This is a genomic window from Clostridium lamae, from assembly GCF_033043255.1.
Taxonomy (GTDB): domain Bacteria; phylum Bacillota; class Clostridia; order Clostridiales; family Clostridiaceae; genus Clostridium; species Clostridium lamae.
In genome coordinates this window covers 24,928-44,102 of sequence record NZ_JASCQJ010000009.1, presented here as the reverse complement: position 1 = coordinate 44,102, position 19,175 = coordinate 24,928, and the positions used below count along the sequence as shown (strand labels likewise).

General features: G+C 28.7%; 19 protein-coding genes. 1 reads left to right on the top strand and 18 read right to left on the bottom strand.

All coding sequences use genetic code 11. The annotated features are described in order from the left end of the window. Positions 1–28: 28 nt before the first annotated feature. The 9 genes from QK892_RS06685 to QK892_RS06645 all read right to left on the bottom strand — a co-directional run bounded on the left by QK892_RS06685 (position 29) and on the right by QK892_RS06645 (position 8,185). Complete coding sequence (locus QK892_RS06685; protein WP_317272760.1) at positions 29–1,363, bottom strand: 6-phospho-alpha-glucosidase; 1,335 nt, start codon at positions 1,361–1,363, stop codon at positions 29–31. A 271-nt stretch (positions 1,364–1,634) separates the two neighbouring features. Then, complete coding sequence (hxlB, locus tag QK892_RS06680; protein ID WP_317272759.1) at positions 1,635–2,177, bottom strand: 6-phospho-3-hexuloisomerase; 543 nt, start codon at positions 2,175–2,177, stop codon at positions 1,635–1,637. Next, complete coding sequence (locus QK892_RS06675) at positions 2,174–2,794, bottom strand: orotidine 5'-phosphate decarboxylase / HUMPS family protein (protein ID WP_317272758.1); 621 nt, start codon at positions 2,792–2,794, stop codon at positions 2,174–2,176. Before QK892_RS06675 ends, hxlB begins: the two co-directional genes overlap by 4 nt. A gap of 139 nt (positions 2,795–2,933) precedes the next feature. Beyond that, positions 2,934–4,541: a PTS transporter subunit EIIC gene (locus QK892_RS06670; RefSeq protein WP_317272757.1), complete on the bottom strand. Its 1,608-nt coding sequence runs from the start codon at positions 4,539–4,541 to the stop codon at positions 2,934–2,936. A gap of 121 nt (positions 4,542–4,662) precedes the next feature. After that, positions 4,663–5,424: a MurR/RpiR family transcriptional regulator gene (locus QK892_RS06665; protein WP_317272756.1), complete on the bottom strand. Its 762-nt coding sequence runs from the start codon at positions 5,422–5,424 to the stop codon at positions 4,663–4,665. A 51-nt stretch (positions 5,425–5,475) separates the two neighbouring features. After that, positions 5,476–6,186 carry a DNA alkylation repair protein gene (locus QK892_RS06660; RefSeq protein ID WP_394855008.1) on the bottom strand — a complete coding sequence of 237 codons (711 nt, stop codon included), beginning with the start codon at positions 6,184–6,186 and terminating at the stop codon, positions 5,476–5,478. A 12-nt stretch (positions 6,187–6,198) separates the two neighbouring features. Continuing rightward, a complete protein-coding gene (locus QK892_RS06655; RefSeq protein WP_317272755.1) occupies positions 6,199–6,687 on the bottom strand; it encodes a methylated-DNA--[protein]-cysteine S-methyltransferase in 489 nt (162 codons plus the stop codon). Between the two features lie 38 nt (positions 6,688–6,725). Then, a complete protein-coding gene (locus QK892_RS06650; protein WP_317272754.1) occupies positions 6,726–7,265 on the bottom strand; it encodes a bifunctional transcriptional activator/DNA repair enzyme AdaA in 540 nt (179 codons plus the stop codon). 206 nt (positions 7,266–7,471) lie between these two features. Continuing rightward, positions 7,472–8,185 carry a gamma-glutamyl-gamma-aminobutyrate hydrolase family protein gene (locus QK892_RS06645; RefSeq protein ID WP_317272753.1) on the bottom strand — a complete coding sequence of 238 codons (714 nt, stop codon included), beginning with the start codon at positions 8,183–8,185 and terminating at the stop codon, positions 7,472–7,474. 161 nt (positions 8,186–8,346) lie between these two features. On the opposite strand from QK892_RS06645, the gene QK892_RS06640 reads away from it, so the two are divergent. Continuing rightward, the gene (locus QK892_RS06640) at positions 8,347–8,775 is read left to right on the top strand and encodes a hypothetical protein (protein ID WP_317272752.1); all 429 of its coding nucleotides are present in this window, start codon (positions 8,347–8,349) and stop codon (positions 8,773–8,775) included. Positions 8,776–8,813: 38 nt separating this feature from the next. Here QK892_RS06640 and QK892_RS06635 read toward each other — a convergent pair whose 3' ends face one another. The 9 genes from QK892_RS06635 to QK892_RS06595 form a co-directional block, all read right to left on the bottom strand. Continuing rightward, positions 8,814–11,003, bottom strand: a complete 2,190-nt coding sequence (locus tag QK892_RS06635) for an alpha-galactosidase (RefSeq protein WP_317272751.1) — start codon at positions 11,001–11,003, stop codon at positions 8,814–8,816. Between the two features lie 168 nt (positions 11,004–11,171). Next, positions 11,172–12,023 carry a DegV family protein gene (locus QK892_RS06630; RefSeq protein ID WP_317272750.1) on the bottom strand — a complete coding sequence of 284 codons (852 nt, stop codon included), beginning with the start codon at positions 12,021–12,023 and terminating at the stop codon, positions 11,172–11,174. A gap of 132 nt (positions 12,024–12,155) precedes the next feature. Continuing rightward, on the bottom strand, positions 12,156–12,626 hold the full coding sequence (locus tag QK892_RS06625) for a L,D-transpeptidase (protein ID WP_317272749.1): 471 nt from the start codon (positions 12,624–12,626) through the stop codon (positions 12,156–12,158). Between the two features lie 229 nt (positions 12,627–12,855). Continuing rightward, positions 12,856–13,449, bottom strand: coding sequence for a 30S ribosomal protein S4 (gene rpsD, locus QK892_RS06620; protein WP_317272748.1), 594 nt, complete (start codon positions 13,447–13,449; stop codon positions 12,856–12,858). A gap of 305 nt (positions 13,450–13,754) precedes the next feature. Continuing rightward, on the bottom strand, positions 13,755–15,488 hold the full coding sequence (locus QK892_RS06615; RefSeq protein ID WP_317272747.1) for an oleate hydratase: 1,734 nt from the start codon (positions 15,486–15,488) through the stop codon (positions 13,755–13,757). Between the two features lie 123 nt (positions 15,489–15,611). Continuing rightward, the gene (locus QK892_RS06610) at positions 15,612–16,478 is read right to left on the bottom strand and encodes an NAD(P)/FAD-dependent oxidoreductase (protein ID WP_317272746.1); all 867 of its coding nucleotides are present in this window, start codon (positions 16,476–16,478) and stop codon (positions 15,612–15,614) included. Positions 16,479–16,491: 13 nt separating this feature from the next. After that, positions 16,492–16,806, bottom strand: coding sequence for a thioredoxin (trxA, locus tag QK892_RS06605; protein ID WP_317272745.1), 315 nt, complete (start codon positions 16,804–16,806; stop codon positions 16,492–16,494). Positions 16,807–16,914: 108 nt separating this feature from the next. Then, positions 16,915–18,627, bottom strand: a complete 1,713-nt coding sequence (locus QK892_RS06600) for an ABC transporter ATP-binding protein (protein ID WP_317272744.1) — start codon at positions 18,625–18,627, stop codon at positions 16,915–16,917. Positions 18,628–18,709: 82 nt separating this feature from the next. Beyond that, positions 18,710–19,132, bottom strand: a complete 423-nt coding sequence (locus QK892_RS06595; protein WP_317272743.1) for a YaaR family protein — start codon at positions 19,130–19,132, stop codon at positions 18,710–18,712. Positions 19,133–19,175 lie beyond the last annotated feature (43 nt).

Below are 19,175 nucleotides of genomic sequence, written 5' to 3'. Positions count from 1 at the left end.
AGCCTATGACTGTTCTTTTTATACCTTCTTATTTTAATTCTGGCCAGTATCCTTTATTAGCTTCTATTAAATCATCTAAGATTTCTTTTGCTACCTTTGCACTTGGTACTGTCTTAGATAAAGTAAGTGCTTGCCATAGCTTTTGGTAACTTCCTTCAATCCAAGCCTCAACAACTAATTTTTCTACTGCAACTTGTTGTTCCATAAGACCCTTTTCAAATCTTGGAATACTTCCTTGAACCAAAGCTTCTGGTCCATTACTTCCTACTATACATGGTACTTCAACCATTGCTGTTGGATCAAAGTTTTCAATTGCACCTTTATTTTCCACTATACATAACATTCTTTCATGTGTGTTGTATGCAATTGCTCTTGCTAAGTCAACAATAAATGATGCATGAGCATCTATATGGAATTCTCCACCCTTTGCTGTTCCTGCCTTTATTATTTCTCTTGCTGCATCAAATACATTCTTTTCTCTTCCATTCATTACTTCGTTTGCTCTAGTAAATTCTGCATTAGAGTGTTCTACAACATAATCTGGATATAGGTAGTATTTTAAATAAGTGTTTGGTAAGAATTTAGGATCTAAGGCTATTAAATCCTTCGCCTTCTTATGAGTTTCTTGCCAACTTGGCTCTGTGTGTTGAGTATCTACTTCAACTTGATTTAAATAACCATTTTCTGAAACATATTCTATTAATTTTGGCATTAAATCATTTCCTTGTTTATCTCTAACACTAGTCCACCATCCAAAATGATTCAATCCGAAATAGTTAACTTCTAAATCTGCTGGTGTTAATCCAACTATTTGAGACATACGACGTAATGTTCCAACTGGCATATCACATATATTTAACACTTTTGATTTTGGTTTTAATACACGGCATGCTTCAGCAACTATAGCTGCAGGATTTGAATAATTAAGCATCCAACAATTTGGAGAATATTTTTCCATTAAATCTATTAATTCTATCATTCCACCAATTGAACGCATTCCATATGCTAATCCACCTGGTCCACATGTTTCTTGTCCAACAACTCCATATTTTAGAGGAATCTTTTCATCCTTTTCACGCATTTCATATTTACCAACTCTTATGTGTGCCATACAGAAATCAACATCTGTGAACGCTTCTTCTGGATCTGTTGTATATGAAAATTCTATTTCAGGTGCACTTTCCTTTAATAATATTTCAAGTGCTTCACCAATTACTTCTTGTCGTTCTTTATCATTATCGTATAATTTTAATTTACGTAAAGGGAAACGATCTACATTATCTAAAAGCATCATTACGATACCTGGTGTAAATGTACTTCCACCTCCTGCTATTACTACAGAAAACTTTTTATTTGTATCCATAAATTAGCCACCTTTCGTACTATACTAATATTATAATTTGCTTTATTTAAATTAAGTTTTAATTCATCTCACAAGCACATTATAGACCAGCAATATGTAATGGTAAACAGTTTCGGTAGCCAAAGAAACCTGTTACCCTAGGTTGTAACACGTTCCTTTAAATCCTCTAATTTCTTACGATTTTTTAATGAATTTCTATAAATATCGCTAAAAAACATAACAACACATGTAACTAGATATTGTAGTATTCTATTATATATTTCAATTCTTACTACTCTATATTAACATGATTATTTAATGCTTCACTATTAGATAAATTCTCTCTCTTACTTATTAAAAGGCATACACAATCTAGTACTATATGAACAGCTTGATCAAATAAAGAACTTAATAATTGTATTGACCCTCCTTCACCATCAGACTTAATCTTTCCTGGTACTTCTAAAATAATATCTGCAATTTCCCCTAGAGGAGAATTTCTCTTATTTGTAACTGCAATAATTTTTAATCCTAAATTCTTTGCTGAACTTGCATTGCTTAAAGTATTCTTTGTAGTTCCAGAACCTGATATAGCTATAAAAATATCATCCTTTTTTAATGCAGGGGTAATAGTTTCCCCCATAACATATGATTTATATCCTATATGCATTAATCTCATAGCAAAACCTTTTGCTTGAAAGCCACTTCTTCCTTCTCCATCAACAAAGATAGAATTATTTTTATTAAGAGTCTCTACTATCTCCCCTATTTCTTTTTCATTAACATTAAGTACTACATTATTCACTTCTTTTAATATTTCATCTATTAAATTCATAATAGTTCCTCCATTATTTTATTTAAAGTCTTACTTGGCTCTTGTGATGTTGTTATTAAAGATCCTATAACTGCTATATCGATATTTTCATTTTTTAAATTTTTAATTATATCTAAATTTATTCCTCCAGCAATAGCAATATTTTTTATATTAGGGAACTTAATTTTAAAATCTCTAAGTTCTTTTATAATATCATTAGTTCTACTTTTATCTACAGATGTGTGTAAGCAATAAATTGCTTCATCAAATTTTGATATCTCTTTTACTTTTTCCTCTGAACATTCAAGTAAATCAATCATCATCTTTTTATTTTTCTCTTTAGCTACATCATAGCACTTTTCTATTGTCTCTAAAGAAGAATTCCCCATAACAGTTAAAATATCGAATCCTTGATTATATCCCATAGTAAACTCATAAGCTCCCTCATCATTTGTCTTTATATCTCCTAATATTAATGATTTAGTTGCTTTTAAAGTCAGCTTCTTTAAATTTAAAAGACCATAGTCTTTAATTAAAGATGTTCCAATTTCAATTATATCTGCTATTCCATTAAATATTCCAACTAACTCTATAGCCTTATCTAACTCTACTCTATCGATAGCAACTTGTACTTTCATCTTTACCTCCATTCTGTATTCCACATTATAAATTTCGAATATCTAGTTATTTTATATACTAAAATTTAAACTATTAAATTAAAAATCTTAGCACAAATAGGAGTGACTAATTTTAATCACTCCTATACTTAAAAATCTCTTAATTTGCTTCTATTCCAAGATATTCATCTACACTTTTTCTTACGCCCGTAACTTTTAATCCATAAACTACTTGAACATTTTCACCTTTTATTACAACTCCACTAGCTGCAGTTTCATTCTTTAATAAAGCTTCATTAACTAGTGATGAATCTTTTACTATCAGTCTTAATCTTGTAAAACAATTATCAACCTTTACTATATTATCTGCTCCACCAAGGCCTTCTACTATTATAGGGGCTAATCCTACATTACCCATGTCCTTGCTTTCAATGCCAGTAGTTGAATTACCCTTAGCTGCAGTTTTTTCTTTATAATCACTCTTTGTATAAAGTTTTGTATCTCCATCTTCTTCTCTTCCTGGAGTTTTTAATTTAAACTTACTTATTACAAATCTAAAGATTACATAATATACTACGAATTGTCCTAAACCAACTAATATATACATTGGCCAGCCTGTTTTTTCTATTCCAAGTGGAAGATTATATAATAAGAAGTCTATTAATCCATTTGGACCTATTGCTGTAACTCCTAATATATTCAATACAACCATACCTAACCCACTTAATACACTGTGTATTACAAATAGTACAGGTGCTACAAACATAAATGAAAATTCTATTGGTTCTGTAACCCCTGCTAAAATTGATGTAACAGCTGCTGGAATCAAAATAGCTTTTATCTTAGTTTTATTCTTTGGTAATGCTGTATGATACATAGCTAAACATGCACCTATTAAACCAAACATCTTTGAAAGACCTCTAGCATCCCAAATTACTGATGCTGAAAGTTTAGCTATAGTTGGGTCAGCCATTTCTGCAAAGTATATGTTTCTAGCTCCTTCAAAAACTTGTCCTCCAATTTCAGCAACTCCACCTAATGAACTATATAAGAATGGAGTATAAACTAAATGATGCAATCCTGTAGGAATTAATAATCTTTCTAATGCTCCGTATGTGAATATACCAAAATTTCCTGATCCTTGGATAAATTCACCTAAGCTATTAATGCCATTTTGAACTGGTGGCCATATATAGCTAAATAATATTGCTAAACCAACTGTTACTGGAATTAATATGATAAATACTAATCTTGACCCACCATATATTTGAAATGCTCCATCAAATTCTTTTTCACAGAATTTATTATGGATATATGCAACAACTATTCCTAATATAATGCCTAAGAAAACTCCCATATCTAGTATTTGCACACCTAATACAGTTGTTTGTCCGCTTCCTCTTAATGCATCTGCTGGTGCTAATTTTTCATTAAGAGTTAAAAATATATTCATTGCGTTTATAAATACTAAAAATACTAATAATGAAGTGAATCCCGCTTCAGCTTTTTTCTTTTTAGCAAGTCCCACTGCTAAACCTACACAAAATATAATACCTAAGTTAGTTAATATTGAAACCAAAGATCCTGATAACATTTTTCCAAGCCCATATACAATATCATTCTTTAAAAATGGCAAGTATTCTGCTAACCTTGCATTAGTCAAAATATTACCTATTGCTATTATTATACCTGCTATAGGTAGTATTAAAACTGGTACAAACATTCCTTTAGAAAAGTCTTGTAGCTTATTCATTATCTTTTCTTTCATTTTTCTACCTCCATTTATAATTTCTTGAGAAACCATTTACATTTTTCATTATAATTAGTATCCCCATCTCTGTATATAGATTTCATCTTCAAAAAAACGTGTTACCCAATTAGATAACACGTTACTTAGAATTACTATTCTTTCGTTTATAATATTCGTATATTAATAATTCAACTAAAACTAACACCTTAGGAAAAAAAGTATTCGGCATTAGATTTCTGTCATCTAACTTATTTGCATCATCTATCTTGAAACTTATATCTGCAAGTTTACTTATGCTATTTTCTCTTTCATTTGTAAATGATATTACATTAATACCATAGTCCTTTGCTGTTTTCACCTTATTTAAAACCATTGGAGTTTCTCCTGATTTTGAAATAACTATAATTGAACTTATATAGTCTAAGTTATTCTCAAATACACCTATTGAATCTGTACCATTTGATAATATACTTCTTTTCCCCATAACTAAAAGCTTCTTATTAATATATTCTGCTACAATTCCAGAAAAACCATTCGCATATATAAAAATAAATTTATTATCATCATTAAATAAAGTATCAACAAACCTATTAATAACATCACTAGTATTTTCCTTTAAAAGGTTATCCATATCTAAACTATCAAGGAAGTCTCTTTCGTTTAAATCATCACCTAGTTCATTTTTCTTTAAAGCTGCTAAGTTGTACTGCATTTCTAAGAAACCCGAATAACCAAGTTTTTTAGAAAGCCTCATTATTGTAGATGTTGAAGTATAATTATTTTTAGCAATTCCTCTAACCCCTAATTTATTTACATCTTCTATATTATCTACTATATAATTCAAAACCTTTATTTCAATTTCAGTGAGACCTTTATTTTCAATAAACTTCGATAAATCCATATATGTCCCTCCAATATTCATAAATAACTATAAATTCTCAACAATAATTCTCTATTTCAATTTTCTCTTCATCTTCTTAATAATCTCTTTTTCTTCTTTAGAAACCTTTAAAGATTCACAAATTTTTTGTAATGATTTATTATATGTAAAGTCATCTAAATTATTTTCCTTTAGATAATTCAATGTTATTTCACTAAATCTAACATAACAAATGGAAATTGCCCAAGCAACTGCCATTTTAACATAATAACCTTCATTCTTTATATTATCTAACTTACTTAAGACTAATTTAACATAATCTTCATCAACATAAAAGTTTAATAACATTACTACAGCAAATCTTACCTCATATTCATAATTAGATGAAAGATATCCTTCTAAAAAGCTCCACATTTTCTCTTTATTTTTCGCTGTGATTTTTAGACCATTACAAAAGCTATCACAAACAGACCAATTATTAATCTTTGGCACATAATTTCTGATAAGATTCAAAATTTCATCTATATCAATATCATTAATATAACCAATTACCATACCGTCTAGCATTACTTCCTCAAAATACTCATCCTTTGAATTATTTAAGTAACTCCTCCAATCACTCTTAGCAATACTTTTAGCAATTTTTCTAAGTGCAGGAAGTCTAACTCCAAGAATGTTATTAACACCTGGTAAAAGTTTAGAAGAAAATTCTCTATAATTTTCATCACATAAACTTAAAAGTTCTTGCCTAATATCTAAAATTATATTTTCATTAATATCCAATGTATATGCCCCTTATTTTATAAGATTTAATAAAGAAGTATTACCTTCTATTTGCAGTAGCTTTAATTTCATTTCTAAACCACCAGCATATCCAACTAAACTATTATTTTTACCTATAACTCTATGACATGGTACAATTATTGGTATTGGATTTTTATTGTTAGCCATACCAACAGCTCTGGCTGCTTTTGAATTACCAATATTGTCCGCTATTTCCTTATATGCTCTCGTTTCTCCATAAGGTATTTTAGAAAGCTCATTCCATACTTTATTTTGAAATTCTGTTCCTCCTGGATCTAATGCAAGATCAAATTCTACTCTTACTCCTGAAAAATATTCATTTAGTTGAGTTATTGCATCTTTAATTAATTTAGTTTCTCTTATTTCTATATCATTTTCAATTTTCCCTTTATCTTTTATATAAATATTAGTAATACCTTTTCCGTTATCGGCAATTCCAATTTCACCAATTATAGTTTTATAATAAAAAATACTTTTCATATAATTCCTTCCCAAGCTATTAACTAATAGCTTATTAATTATTTTATACGGTAACTCATAGGACTCATCCCTTCAAATTTCTTAAAATTATCATAAAAAGTTGATAAACTCTTATATCCACAATCGTAAGAAATTTCAGTGATTGATTTATTACTAGTCTTCAAAAGCTCTTTTGACTTCTCAATTCTAACTTTAGAAATGTATGACTTAGGTGTTTGCCCAAAAGTCTTATTAAAAACTCTTATTAGATGACTCTTTGCTATATGAAGTTCATCTATCTTAATCTGAATTAACTCTTCATCAAAATAATATTTATCATAAATTTCCTTCATACTATTTGCAATATTAGTAATAGGGTTATATTCTACTAAATCAGGTCGACATCTTTTACAAGGTCTAAATCCATTTTCAATTGCACTTTCAGTTGTAGAAAAGAACTCTACATTTTGTCTATTTGGATTTTTAGATTTACAGGATGGATGGCAAAATATTCTTGTAGTTTTCACTCCATAAAAAAACTTTCCATCATATCTTGAATCATATTGTATGACTGCTTTCCATTTTTCCTCCTTATTCATATATCTACCTCCTATAATAATTTATCATAATACTTGAACTTTTTCTTACGAATTTTTATCTTTTAATTTTATCACTAAACATAAAAATATATATCTTTTTAGTAATTCCTTTCGAATTACATCAATAATTCTACATTTTTAATTAAGGAGCTACCTAGGCAGCTCCTTTTCTATAATTATTCGCTATATTTAGCTTTAAAATACTTTTATTTAATACAACTATTTATAAAAGCCTTAAAAATTAAAAATTGTTCTTCAAAATCCTTATATAATAATTCTGGATGCCATTGAACCCCCAACACGAATTTTTTATTTTTTAAATAAATGCTTTCTATAAGCCCATCTTCAGTAATACCTGCTTCTTCTACTTTTGATGACAACTCTTTTATAGCCTGATGATGGAGACTATTAACATTTATCTCACTTTTATTTACAATTTCAAACAATAAGGAGTCTTCTTTCACCTTCACTTTATGAACTGGTTTATCATAAGGCTTTTCTTGCCTATGGATACTTCCATTTCCATTGTTTTTTTCTATGCTTATATCTTGATACAACTTTCCACCTAAATGAGAGTTTAATAATTGAAAGCCTCTACAAATTGCTAAAATAGGCTTGTTTAAACTTAAAACTTCTTCAAGTAAAATACCTTCCATAGTATCTCTAATATCGCTAATGATACCACAATGATTTGCTTTACTTTCATTATATATTTTAGGATTTATATCTTGTCCACCTGTTAATAAAAATCCATCAAATTTATTTGCTAAAGCTTTTATATCTTCCTTATTATCTACTAATGGCAACATTATAGGTATTCCCCCTGCTTCTATAATAGAATTTAAATATGCAGGCAACATCCATATACTATCTTTTTCATCATCAAATAATGCAGTAACTGCTATAATTGGTTTCTTCATATAATAGTCCTCCTTCAATAAAATGTTATTTTAATATATTAATATGAACTTTCTCGATTTAAATTTCACTCAAAAATAGTGAATCTATAATGTTAATTTTAACAATAATACATTTTTTTTCATATAATAGTTTGGAATATTTTAAGGAGTATTATACTACCTTGGACAATGAAGAATTTAATGAATTTATTGAAGAGTATATCAGACAATTAGATTTTGAAACTGAAAGACTTGAATCTTTAGCCGCTACTCTAAATGCACTTGGTTATTTAATAATTTACTATGGTGCTCAAATTGACATTTATGACATAATTACTAATAACGAGGTAGACATTACTTCTGCAGAGGTAACTGTATTTGGTCAATTAATAATAGTTATAGGCTACGTGCTCCTATGGGTAGTATCTATTAGAAGAGTTTATGCCAGAGAACTAAGAAATCAATATTTAAATGAAAATAATTTTATACAATCTTATAAAAAACTTGAATCAGCTTATTTGTTAAGTGTATTTGCAAATTTACTAAGGCTAGAAGCCTTCTATGAGATATTCCTAAATCGCGAAAATATCATAGAAGAAACTGAAAAATAGTCTAACATTATAAATAATTAATGTTAGACTATTCTTTTTTATTTTTGTTTGAAATATATTAACTTTCCTTTGAAATCGCCATAAAGACCTGTTAAATTTATACCTGCATTCATTAAAGCAGTTCCTGATAATACTTCACCAGTTTCCTTATTCTCATATAATTTTTTACTATCTAGTCCTTTTAATTTTATCCTTCTACTGTGATAGTTTGGTCTCCCTAGAACTTGAATACATGTAACTAATACTTCATCTTTATTTTTAGAAACTACTTCCCAAGCATCAATTTCATGATTTTCAGAATAATTTTCTAATCTATAATAATCTCCTCTTCTAATTAAATCATTATACTTATGATACATTTCAACTTGCCTCGGAATCATTTCTCTATCTTCTTTTGGAATTTTAGTAACATCTAATTCATAACCAAAAGTTCCTGCAAGAGCAACATGACCTCGAGTTTCAAATGGTGTAGTCCTACCAACAGTATGATTTGGACAATCACTTACATGTGCTCCTATTGTGGATAGTGGATAAACCATTGCAGTTCCTTCTTGTATCTTTAATCTTTCAATTGCATCTGTATCATCTGAACACCATATTTGAGGACTATAATATAACATTCCTGGATCAAATCTTGCACCACCACCAGAACAATTTTCTAATAGTATATCTGGAAAGTCCTTAGTGAATCTATCCATCATATTATAAACTCCTAATACATATCTATGGAATAACTCTCCTTGTTTCTCCTTATCTAATAAGAGACTTCCTAAATCTGATAATTGTCTATTCATATCCCATTTAACATATTTTATATTTGCACTAGATAAAACTGATTTTATATTATTATATATATAATCTACTATTTCTTTTCTAGAGAGGTCTAGTACATACTGTTCTCTACAAAGTGCTGGTTTTCTTCCTGGAATTTGAATACACCAATCTGGATGCTTTTTATAAAGTTCTGAATTCTCTGATATCATTTCTGGCTCAACCCATATTCCAAACTCCATTCCAAGTTTATTGACTTCATCTACTAAATATTTAAGTCCACCATTTAATTTATTTTCATTTACAAACCAATCACCTAAAGATGAATTATCCGCATTACGTTTTCCAAACCATCCATCGTCCATAACAAGCATCTCAATCCCTAAAGATGATGCTTCCTTTGCTATATCAAGTAATTTTTCAGTATTAAAATTAAAATAAGTTGCTTCCCAATTATTAATTAAAATAGGTCTCTTTTTGTCCTTATATTTCCCTCTTATCAAGTGATTTCTATATAGGTCATGATAAGTTCTTGTCATCTTGCCTATTCCTTCATTAGAATATACCATAACTACTTCAGGTGCTATGAATTCATCGTTTTTATTAAGTATCCATCTAAAGTCTTCTGGATTTATTCCCATTACGACTCTAGTTGAATTAAACTGATTTCCTTCTGCTTGAGCTATAAAATTTCCTGAATAAACAAAGTTAAATCCATATACATCCCCATAATCATCAGTAGCTTTTCTATCTAATATTGCTATAAAAGGATTATGTTGATGACTTGACTCTCCTCTTATGCTACATATACCTTGTTTGCCATAGCCTATTGGTTTTCTTTCAATATGTCTCTCTCTAGCCCATGCCCCATTTAATGTAATCATATCATAATTGATTCCATCAAGATTTATACAAGTAGAAAGTACTTTTTCTAATGTAATATTATCTTCACCTAGATTTTTAACTTTTACAGCTCTAGTAATTACATCTAGTTCTTCAAAGACAGAATATATTAATGTGACTTCTAAGTTTAATTTTTCATCTGTACAAATAACTTCAAGACTTGTACAATCATCATTATTCCCAAATGTACTAGGTAGATCTTTTAATTCTTTCTTTCCCCTGTATATGTTATGAGATTTATATTCAAGCTTAATATAAGAATGTCCATTTTTATCTAAAACCTTAATTGCAGATTCTCTAAAATCTCCTATTCCATGATTTGAATATTCAAAAGGAAAGCTGTCATAAAAAGCAACTCTATCTCTATTATTTTTAGATGGGATAAATGGAGACTCTTCTGTTCTCATCAAATAGTTCAAATCTTCATCTAATACTTTTTTCCCAAAATATACATGTCCCAAAAAGTTTTCCTCATCTACTATAGCAATAATATATGATGTATCTTTCGCATCTAATTTGAAAGTTCTATTTTTCTCAATATATTTAATTCCCACAATCATACCTCCAAATACAAGTTTTACTTAATTATATATATATAATGTATGATTTAAAAGGTTTTCAATAAAAATCTATTTATTTCTTACATTTTGCATATATAACATAAATTTTATTTATAAAAAAACACAGTATTTTATTTTTTAATAAAATACTGTGTGTAATTCTTACTTTAATTCTTCATGCTTCTTTATTACTTGAATAGCTATACAACTTGGACCACCTTGCGTAATAAAAACAGGTCCTAATTCTTTGATCTCTATATCAGCATCTTTTATTTCTTGAGAAATTATCTCATTTGCTTCTGATGCTAATTCTAAATTTGAAGCATGAGATATATAAATTTTATAGCCACTATCTATATTTTCTTCAAGTAAGTTCTCTGTAACTTTCTTTATAGCCTTTTTAAATGAACGCTTAGCAGAAAATTTAACAAGAGACTTTTTGTCTTCAGAAAGAGTCATAATTGGAACTAGCTTAATTACACTTCCAATTTTACCAACTAATGATGATATTCTACCTCCTCTTACTAGAAAATCAAAATCATGAGGTATTAAAAATGATTTTGATGTTTCAATAAGGTCATTTATCTCTTTTATTATTTCTTCTTTACTATGTCCTTTATCTACTAACCTAACTGCTAAATCTACTAAATATTTATGAGGTCCACATAAAGTTTTAGAATTTATAACCTCTATTCTATCTGGATTATTGTCCATATTTCTTGCCATACATGCAGAATTATATGTTCCAGATAACCCATCAGCCATTGAAATATTTATTATTTCATCTTCTGGATACTTACTATACAAATCTAAAACATGACCTATAGGAGGCTGTGAAGATTTAGGAACATGTCCATCATTAATTAATTTTAAAAATTCTTCTGAATTAATTTCTTCATATTCCATATAAGTTTTGTTATTGATAGTTACCACTAATGGTGATATATCTACCTTATTTGCTTGTCCTTCACTTATTGAATAAAGTGTGGAAGAGTCTGATAAAATTCTAATCATCTTTTGTCTCCAATTTCATAGTTAATCTCTAAAATTTCTTAATAAATTACTAATTCAGATTATCACTACAACGTATAAGTGTCAATGTCTTTTTGTAAACATTTAAAAAAGAAATTGGATTAATAAGAAATTTTAACTAATATATACCCTAGTACCTTCAGGTATATTATCATATATCCACTTAGCATTTGTTTTTTCTAATCTTACACAACCATCAGATAAAGCCATGCCAAGCCTACCATCTCTTACACTCCCATCTAAATTATATATTATAGAATGAAATAAATAATTGCCTTTAAATTGCGTATAATACCAACATTTATATCCCTTTTCCACTCCAAAATAGAGTCCCTTAATCCCTACTGAAAAAGTTCCCTTTGGAGTAGGAGTAGATTTTTTTCCTATTGTACATAGATAGCTGTGAAGGAGATTCCACTTATTCTTCGATCCATTAAAAATATTAACCTTAAAACTTTTTAAATCTACCCAGATAAAATATTTAGTATTGCTCGAAAAGCCACTTGTGTTAATAAATTTAGTAGCACTTTCAATATAACTTCCATCTCCTCTAAATGCAGATATAACTTTATTAATTATTTTCATATTCTCATCCTTTATTAATAAATTCCAAATTATACTATGCTTCGACTTCTAAATATTCTAAAGAATAAAGGTAAAATTAATAAATGATATAAATTAAGGCCCTTTCAGAAATTATTTCTGCAAGGACCTTTATATTATGAAAGCGGATTTATACTATATACTGCACTATATAGTATTGGCAAAATATACTTTAATTTAAAGAAGATATAAATTGTTATACTAGAAAAAGTTATCTTGAATAGAACTCAACTATTAAATTTTCATTTATTTGTATAGGTATTTCTGTTCTTAATGGATATCTTTTATATACAGCTGTAAACTCTTCTAAGTTACAGTCAATATAAGGTAAAATGTTTGTATGGTTACTTATATACTCAATGTAATTAGCTGATTTTCGAGCTTTTTCTTTTAAAGAAATCTCAGAACCTGGTTCAACTTTATAAGATGGTATATCAATTTTTTGTCCATTTACTAATATATGGCCATGATTTACCATCTGCCTTGCTGCTCTTATAGAACTAGCAAAACCCATTCTATAAACAAGATTATCTAATCTAGATTCTAATCTAATTAATAACGCCTCCCCTGTAGTTCCATCTTTTACTTTGAAAGCTTCTTCAACATATTTTCTAAATTGTTTTTCAAGAACTCCATAATATGCTCTTAATCTTTGCTTTTCTAATAGTCTTATTCCATACTCAGATAATTTCTTATCTGCTCTACTTGTTCCCCTAAAAGCTCTGTCCATAGCCTTAGGGTGTCCTGAGACATTTAATCCAAGTCTTCTACTTTCTTTAAATCTTGGATTTCTTTTTCTAGCCATCGTTTTCCTCCTCTTATAAATTAAATTATATTGAAATAATATCATAATAATATATTTATTGAAAATGATTATCATTACTAATTAAAGCTTTGTAATTAAATTATTCTCTAATTACTTTATTTTTCTATGTTTTTTATAGATTTACTTCATATTCCCTTTAGAGAATAAATTTTATAAAAAATAACTCTGATGCAATATAAATAATTGCTTCAGAGTTATTGAATTCTAATATTAAATTTGGTCCACGTTTAAATTTTGTCCCTAAAATCATACCTATAGAAAGTTAATAATATTCATTCTTTATATTAACTATAAGTTTTCCTAATAGCTTTTAATGCTATCTTTGGATCTTTTTTATATTGTGTTACTGGTATTACTTCTTTATGTTTAACATCTAATAAAGTATATATTGCTGTTCTTGCAGCACGTACTGAATATTCTTCAGTGAATACTATATCATCTGGAATTTCAACAAATTGACTAATCATAGCAAAGTTAGTTGAACCTTCTGGTACTACATTAGGTCTATCAGTCATTTTTCTTGGTTGGAATTGAGAGTCTATGTATGGCATCATACATGGGATTACATTAACAACAGAATTCATAATTTCATCCATATTCTCTTCAAAATGAAGATGATGTAAAAGCTCTGTTAGTATTTCTTTACCAGTACAGTCTTTCATTGGCTTCTTTACATAATCACCTACTTTATCTGTATAAAGTCCATATCCCCAAAAAACTGTTGTATCCATCGGTTGATTTTTAAAATGAGGTTGAGCTGGGACTACTATACTCATTAACCAGTTTGAATCTCTAAAAGTCATTAACGCTCCACTTCCTGGTGTATTACCTGAAAACTTTTCAATAAACTTTAATAACTTATTTCCTTTACAAGTTACAGTAAAGCTTTCCCAATTAGTATTATCAGGGTTTTTGAAGAAAGGTATTGGGTTTCCAAGCCCCATCTTTTTCCTTGCAACTTTTTCCCAAAGCTTAGCTGATAATGGATTCTCAGTTTTATATTCTGGAGCTGTATTGAAGTCTCCTAATGTTGCATTGTCAGTCATTGATCCATTGGTCATTATACATATATCGTCATCTTTTAATTCTATTACCTTTTCTCCCTCATCATCTTTTATATGAATTGCTGTTGCAGTTATTTTCTCTCCTGGTTTAAAATCTATATCTGTAACTGTAGCTCTTATACTAAAATCTACGTTTTGTTTACTTAGGTATTCTTTTATAGGAAGAATTACTGATTCATATTGATTATAGGTTGTACGAGTAACTCCTTCTAATGTATCTAGACTAGAATATTCAAGTATCATGCGTTCCATATATCTTTTAAATTCAAATAAACTAGACCATTTTTGGAAAGCAAAAGTAGTTTGCCACATATACCAGAAATTTGTTGTAAAGAAGTGTGGAGTGTCCCTAAACCAGTCTTCTATAGTTAAATCATCTAATCTTTCCTCAGGCATCATCATTAGTTTCCCTAAAGCCATACGATCTGAATTATTAAATCCCATATTTGTTACGTCTACTTTATTACCTTGCTTATCAATTAAACGCGCTTGTGCGTGAGTAGGATGAAAATGATCGAAATTTAATATTTCCTCAGTAACGCTCATTCCTGGCATATCAATTGATGGTACACTTCTAAATAGTTCCCAGAAGTTTTCATATGTCTTTTCGTTTAACTTTCTAGCACAACTGACAAAGAATCCATTTGTTGCATTTCCTCCATCATTACTTGCCCCTATGATGTTAAATCCATCAATAATGTGGATATTTTCCCCTTTAAAATTGCAATCTCTTATTAAATATGTTGCACCTGCTAATGATCCTAGGCCACCTCCAACAAAATATACTTGTCTTTCTCCATTCTCTTCGAAGCTTTTACTGAATCTCTCGAACGATTCTTTCTTTTGCTTATTATCTTTTATCTTTTTTGCAGCGGTCGCTACAGCAGCTGCTCCTGCAATAGCTCCAACAACTAGCAAAGGATTAATTTTACTATTTTTTTGTCTATTATTCATAAATATAATTCCCTCAACTTTCCTATGATTGTTTCTTTATATAATCTTATTATAATTTACAATTTAAAAAAGTATAATAAGATTATACAAAAAATACAGTACATTATGTACTGTATTTTTAAATTATTTCTTAGCTAACTCATCTAAATATTTAACAGCACTAAGAGAGGCAATATTTCCTTCACCAGCAGATTTAATATATTGATAAGGCTTTCCTACACAATCTCCTGCTGCAAAGCAACCAGGTATATTAGTTTTCATTAGTCTATCTACATGAATGTGACCTTCTTTAATTTTTAAACCTGGAACTAACTGCCCTGGAGAAATTGAGTCTTTTAAAATAAAAACAGCATTTGTTTCTATTTCAGAATTCTTTAAAATTAATTTATTAACCTTTAAATCTCCAACAACCTCTTCTGGTTTATCTTCCACTAAAGTCACATTTTCATTTATATTATACTTTCCTTTATACATAGGAATATAATATACTTTACCAGCAATTTCAGAAACATAATTTGTTTCATCTTCAGCTTCCTTATTATGTCCTATTATAGTTACTATTTTATTTTTATATAAAGGTGCATCACATGTTGCACAATATCCAACGCCCTTACCTAAAAATTCTTCTTCACCTTTTATTGGCCTTGTATATTCTATTCCAGTAGCCAGAATAATAGTTTTAGCTTCAAAAGTCTTATCATTTGCCATTAGAGAAAAATATTCTCCCATAGCATATATGCTATTTATTCTTTCTTCAGTAATTTCTATATTCATAGAATTTAAATGCTCTTGAAACTTTTCTTTTAATGTTTCACCGCTAGCATTATAAAAGCCTAAATAATTATTGATTTTAGGTGCTTTAACTATTTTATTAGTTAAATTTTTATTGCCAAAGATAATAAAATCTTTATTTCTTATTTTTGCATTTAATGCTGCAGATAACCCTGCAGGTCCAGTACCAATAATTGCTATGTCATATCTTTTATCCAAGATAATACCTCTATTAAAGATGCTTAATTACAGCAGCTTTTAAAGAATCCTTTGGCATAAATCCTACTAAAGTATCAACTGGAGTACCATTTTTAAATATCATTAATGTTGGAATACTTGATATTTGATACTTGTTTGCTAAGTTTTCATTTTGATCAACATCCACTTTTACAAATCTTGCATTATTAACTTCCTTAGACACCTCTTCAACTACCGGTGCTATCATTTTACACGGACCACACCAAGTTGCCCAGAAATCAACTAAAACAACACCTTCATAATTTAATACTACTTCATTAAAATCCACTTCAGATACATGTTGAACCATATAAATCTACCTCCTATTATACCCCTACAGGGTATTTTGTTTATTTTACTATATTTTAATCAAATTAGTCAATATTCTCTTTAGATATTCTCCCCAAATATCTAAAGTTTATTTCTTTAAATTTAAAAATTGTGATTCATATAACTCCTTATATAATCCACCTTTTTCAAGAAGCTCGTCATGACTTCCCTTTTCTTCTATCCCCCTATCAGTCAACACCAATATCTCGCTAGCATTTTTAATTGTGGATAATCTATGAGCCACTACTATAGTAGTTCTTCCTTCACATAATTCTTCTAATGATTTTTGTATCATATACTCTGTTGTATTATCTAATGCAGATGTTGCTTCATCTAATATTAGAATAGGTGGATTCTTTAAGAATACTCTTGCAATTGATATTCTTTGTTTTTGTCCACCTGAAAGTTTAACTCCTCTTTCACCTATATAGGTATCATACCCTTCTGGTAAGTTCATTATAAATTCATGTATATTCGCTCTTTTTGCCGCTATAATTACTTCTTCATCAGTAGCATCTTGATTACCGTATAAAATGTTATCCTTTATTGTCCCAGTAAATAAAAATACATCTTGTTGAACTATTCCTATATTTCCTCTTAATGACTCTAGAGTAACATTATATATACTTGTACCATCAATAGAAATATCACCATCACTTACATCATAAAACCTTGGAATCAAATTACAAAACGTAGTCTTTCCACCTCCAGATGGTCCAACTAACGCAAGCATCTTACCAGCCTCAATCTTTAAATCAATTCCCTCTAATATATTTTTTTCATCATAACTAAAGTGAACATCTTTAAATTCAATTTCACCTTTAACTTCTTTTAATTCTTGATTTCCATCCTCTTCTACTTCTTCATCTATTATTGATATAAATCTTTTAAAACCAGTCATTCCATTTTGGTATTGTTCCATAAAGCTTACAAGCTTCTTTATTGGTTGTGTAAACAGCTTAATATATAATAAATAAGCAAAAAAATCACCTAGATTAATATAATTAAAATAAGTAAATATTCCTCCTGCTATTAATGATATATAGTCTAATATATCTATTCCAAACCCTACTCCAGCACCATATTCTGCCATAACTTTATACGCCTTGGATCTAGCCTTTTTAAACTTATTATTTCCTTTTTTAAACTTGTCTATTTCATGTTCATGAGATACAAAAGCTTTTGTAATCCTAATTCCAGAAAGTGAATTTTCAAGATTTGAATTTACCGCTGATGTTTCAACCCTAGTTTCCATAAAAGCATTAAGCATTCTATTTTTTTGCTTCCATGTAAAGAGAACTATGAATGGAATGAATGCAAAAATAATTAAAGTTAATGGAATATTTATTGTACATAATACGATAAATGATCCTATAAGCATAACAAGAGAAATAAATAAATCTTCTGGTCCATGATGAGCCAGTTCTGATACTTCCATAAGATCATTAATCATTCTACTCATTAAGTCCCCAGTTTTATTATTATCGAAATATTTATTAGGTAGTTTTTGCAAATGCAAGAACATGTCCTTCCTCATATCACCTTGCATATGTACTCCCATAACATGTCCATAATATTGCATGAAATATGCACAAGCAGCCTTAATTAAATAAATAAGTATTAAAACAACTGCAAATATAATAATCATTCTAATATTTTTATTAGGAATACTGTCATTTACTAATGTTCTAGTCATCAATGGATAAACTAAATCAGAAGCTGCTGCGATAGTTGCTACTAACATATCCAAGAAAAATAACTTTTTATATGGCTTATAATAGCTAATAAATCTTTTTATCATATATAACCTCCTATATAACTGCGAATTATTATTATTTAATAATACATTTCTTTATACCTTTTTTCAAGGTAGTATTGTTTATTCATCTATAAATATCCACAATCAATCCTTGTATTTCATCTATCGATGCAGCAATATTTATATTTTCAATTTCACCTTTTAAGAGTGATTCAGTTAACTCCTCTAATTTATTATCTATTGTATCTACTGTAATGAAATACTGCGTTTGCCAAAAGCTAACATCTTTTTTTGTATCATACATGAACTTTAAAATTGATTCTAAATACTCTTTTATCATTTTTTTATATGCAATTACATCTCCATAAGTTTTAGTAATTACTAATCTATTTCCTTTTTTATGTATATCTTCAATCATCTTTTTTAATTGCTCTTCCGACTTTCTATCTCTCGCTTGATTAAAGCTCTGAGAAAAATCTTTTTTTTCAGAAATCATTTTTCTCTCTTTACTTATTATCCCTTTTCTATTGACTCTTCCTATTTCCATAATGTTCACCCTTTCAAAAACTATTATAACATAAAATTTATTT

What these genes read in the sequence shown, in the direction of transcription:
- QK892_RS06630 (WP_317272750.1), bottom strand. Translation starts at nt 12,023, where the DNA reads ATGATTAGAATTTTATCAGACTCTTCCACACTTTATTCAATAAGTGAA.
- QK892_RS06615 (WP_317272747.1), bottom strand. Translation starts at nt 15,488, where the DNA reads ATGAATAATAGACAAAAAAATAGTAAAATTAATCCTTTGCTAGTTGTT.
- QK892_RS06685 (WP_317272760.1), bottom strand. Translation starts at nt 1,363, where the DNA reads ATGGATACAAATAAAAAGTTTTCTGTAGTAATAGCAGGAGGTGGAAGT.
- hxlB (WP_317272759.1), bottom strand. Translation starts at nt 2,177, where the DNA reads ATGAATTTAATAGATGAAATATTAAAAGAAGTGAATAATGTAGTACTT.
- trxA (WP_317272745.1), bottom strand. Translation starts at nt 16,806, where the DNA reads ATGGTTCAACATGTATCTGAAGTGGATTTTAATGAAGTAGTATTAAAT.
- QK892_RS06645 (WP_317272753.1), bottom strand. Translation starts at nt 8,185, where the DNA reads ATGAAGAAACCAATTATAGCAGTTACTGCATTATTTGATGATGAAAAA.
- rpsD (WP_317272748.1), bottom strand. Translation starts at nt 13,449, where the DNA reads ATGGCTAGAAAAAGAAATCCAAGATTTAAAGAAAGTAGAAGACTTGGA.
- QK892_RS06650 (WP_317272754.1), bottom strand. Translation starts at nt 7,265, where the DNA reads ATGAATAAGGAGGAAAAATGGAAAGCAGTCATACAATATGATTCAAGA.
- QK892_RS06655 (WP_317272755.1), bottom strand. Translation starts at nt 6,687, where the DNA reads ATGAAAAGTATTTTTTATTATAAAACTATAATTGGTGAAATTGGAATT.
- QK892_RS06675 (WP_317272758.1), bottom strand. Translation starts at nt 2,794, where the DNA reads ATGAAAGTACAAGTTGCTATCGATAGAGTAGAGTTAGATAAGGCTATA.
- QK892_RS06595 (WP_317272743.1), bottom strand. Translation starts at nt 19,132, where the DNA reads ATGGAAATAGGAAGAGTCAATAGAAAAGGGATAATAAGTAAAGAGAGA.
- QK892_RS06600 (WP_317272744.1), bottom strand. Translation starts at nt 18,627, where the DNA reads ATGATAAAAAGATTTATTAGCTATTATAAGCCATATAAAAAGTTATTT.
- QK892_RS06670 (WP_317272757.1), bottom strand. Translation starts at nt 4,541, where the DNA reads ATGAAAGAAAAGATAATGAATAAGCTACAAGACTTTTCTAAAGGAATG.
- QK892_RS06625 (WP_317272749.1), bottom strand. Translation starts at nt 12,626, where the DNA reads ATGAAAATAATTAATAAAGTTATATCTGCATTTAGAGGAGATGGAAGT.
- QK892_RS06665 (WP_317272756.1), bottom strand. Translation starts at nt 5,424, where the DNA reads ATGGATTTATCGAAGTTTATTGAAAATAAAGGTCTCACTGAAATTGAA.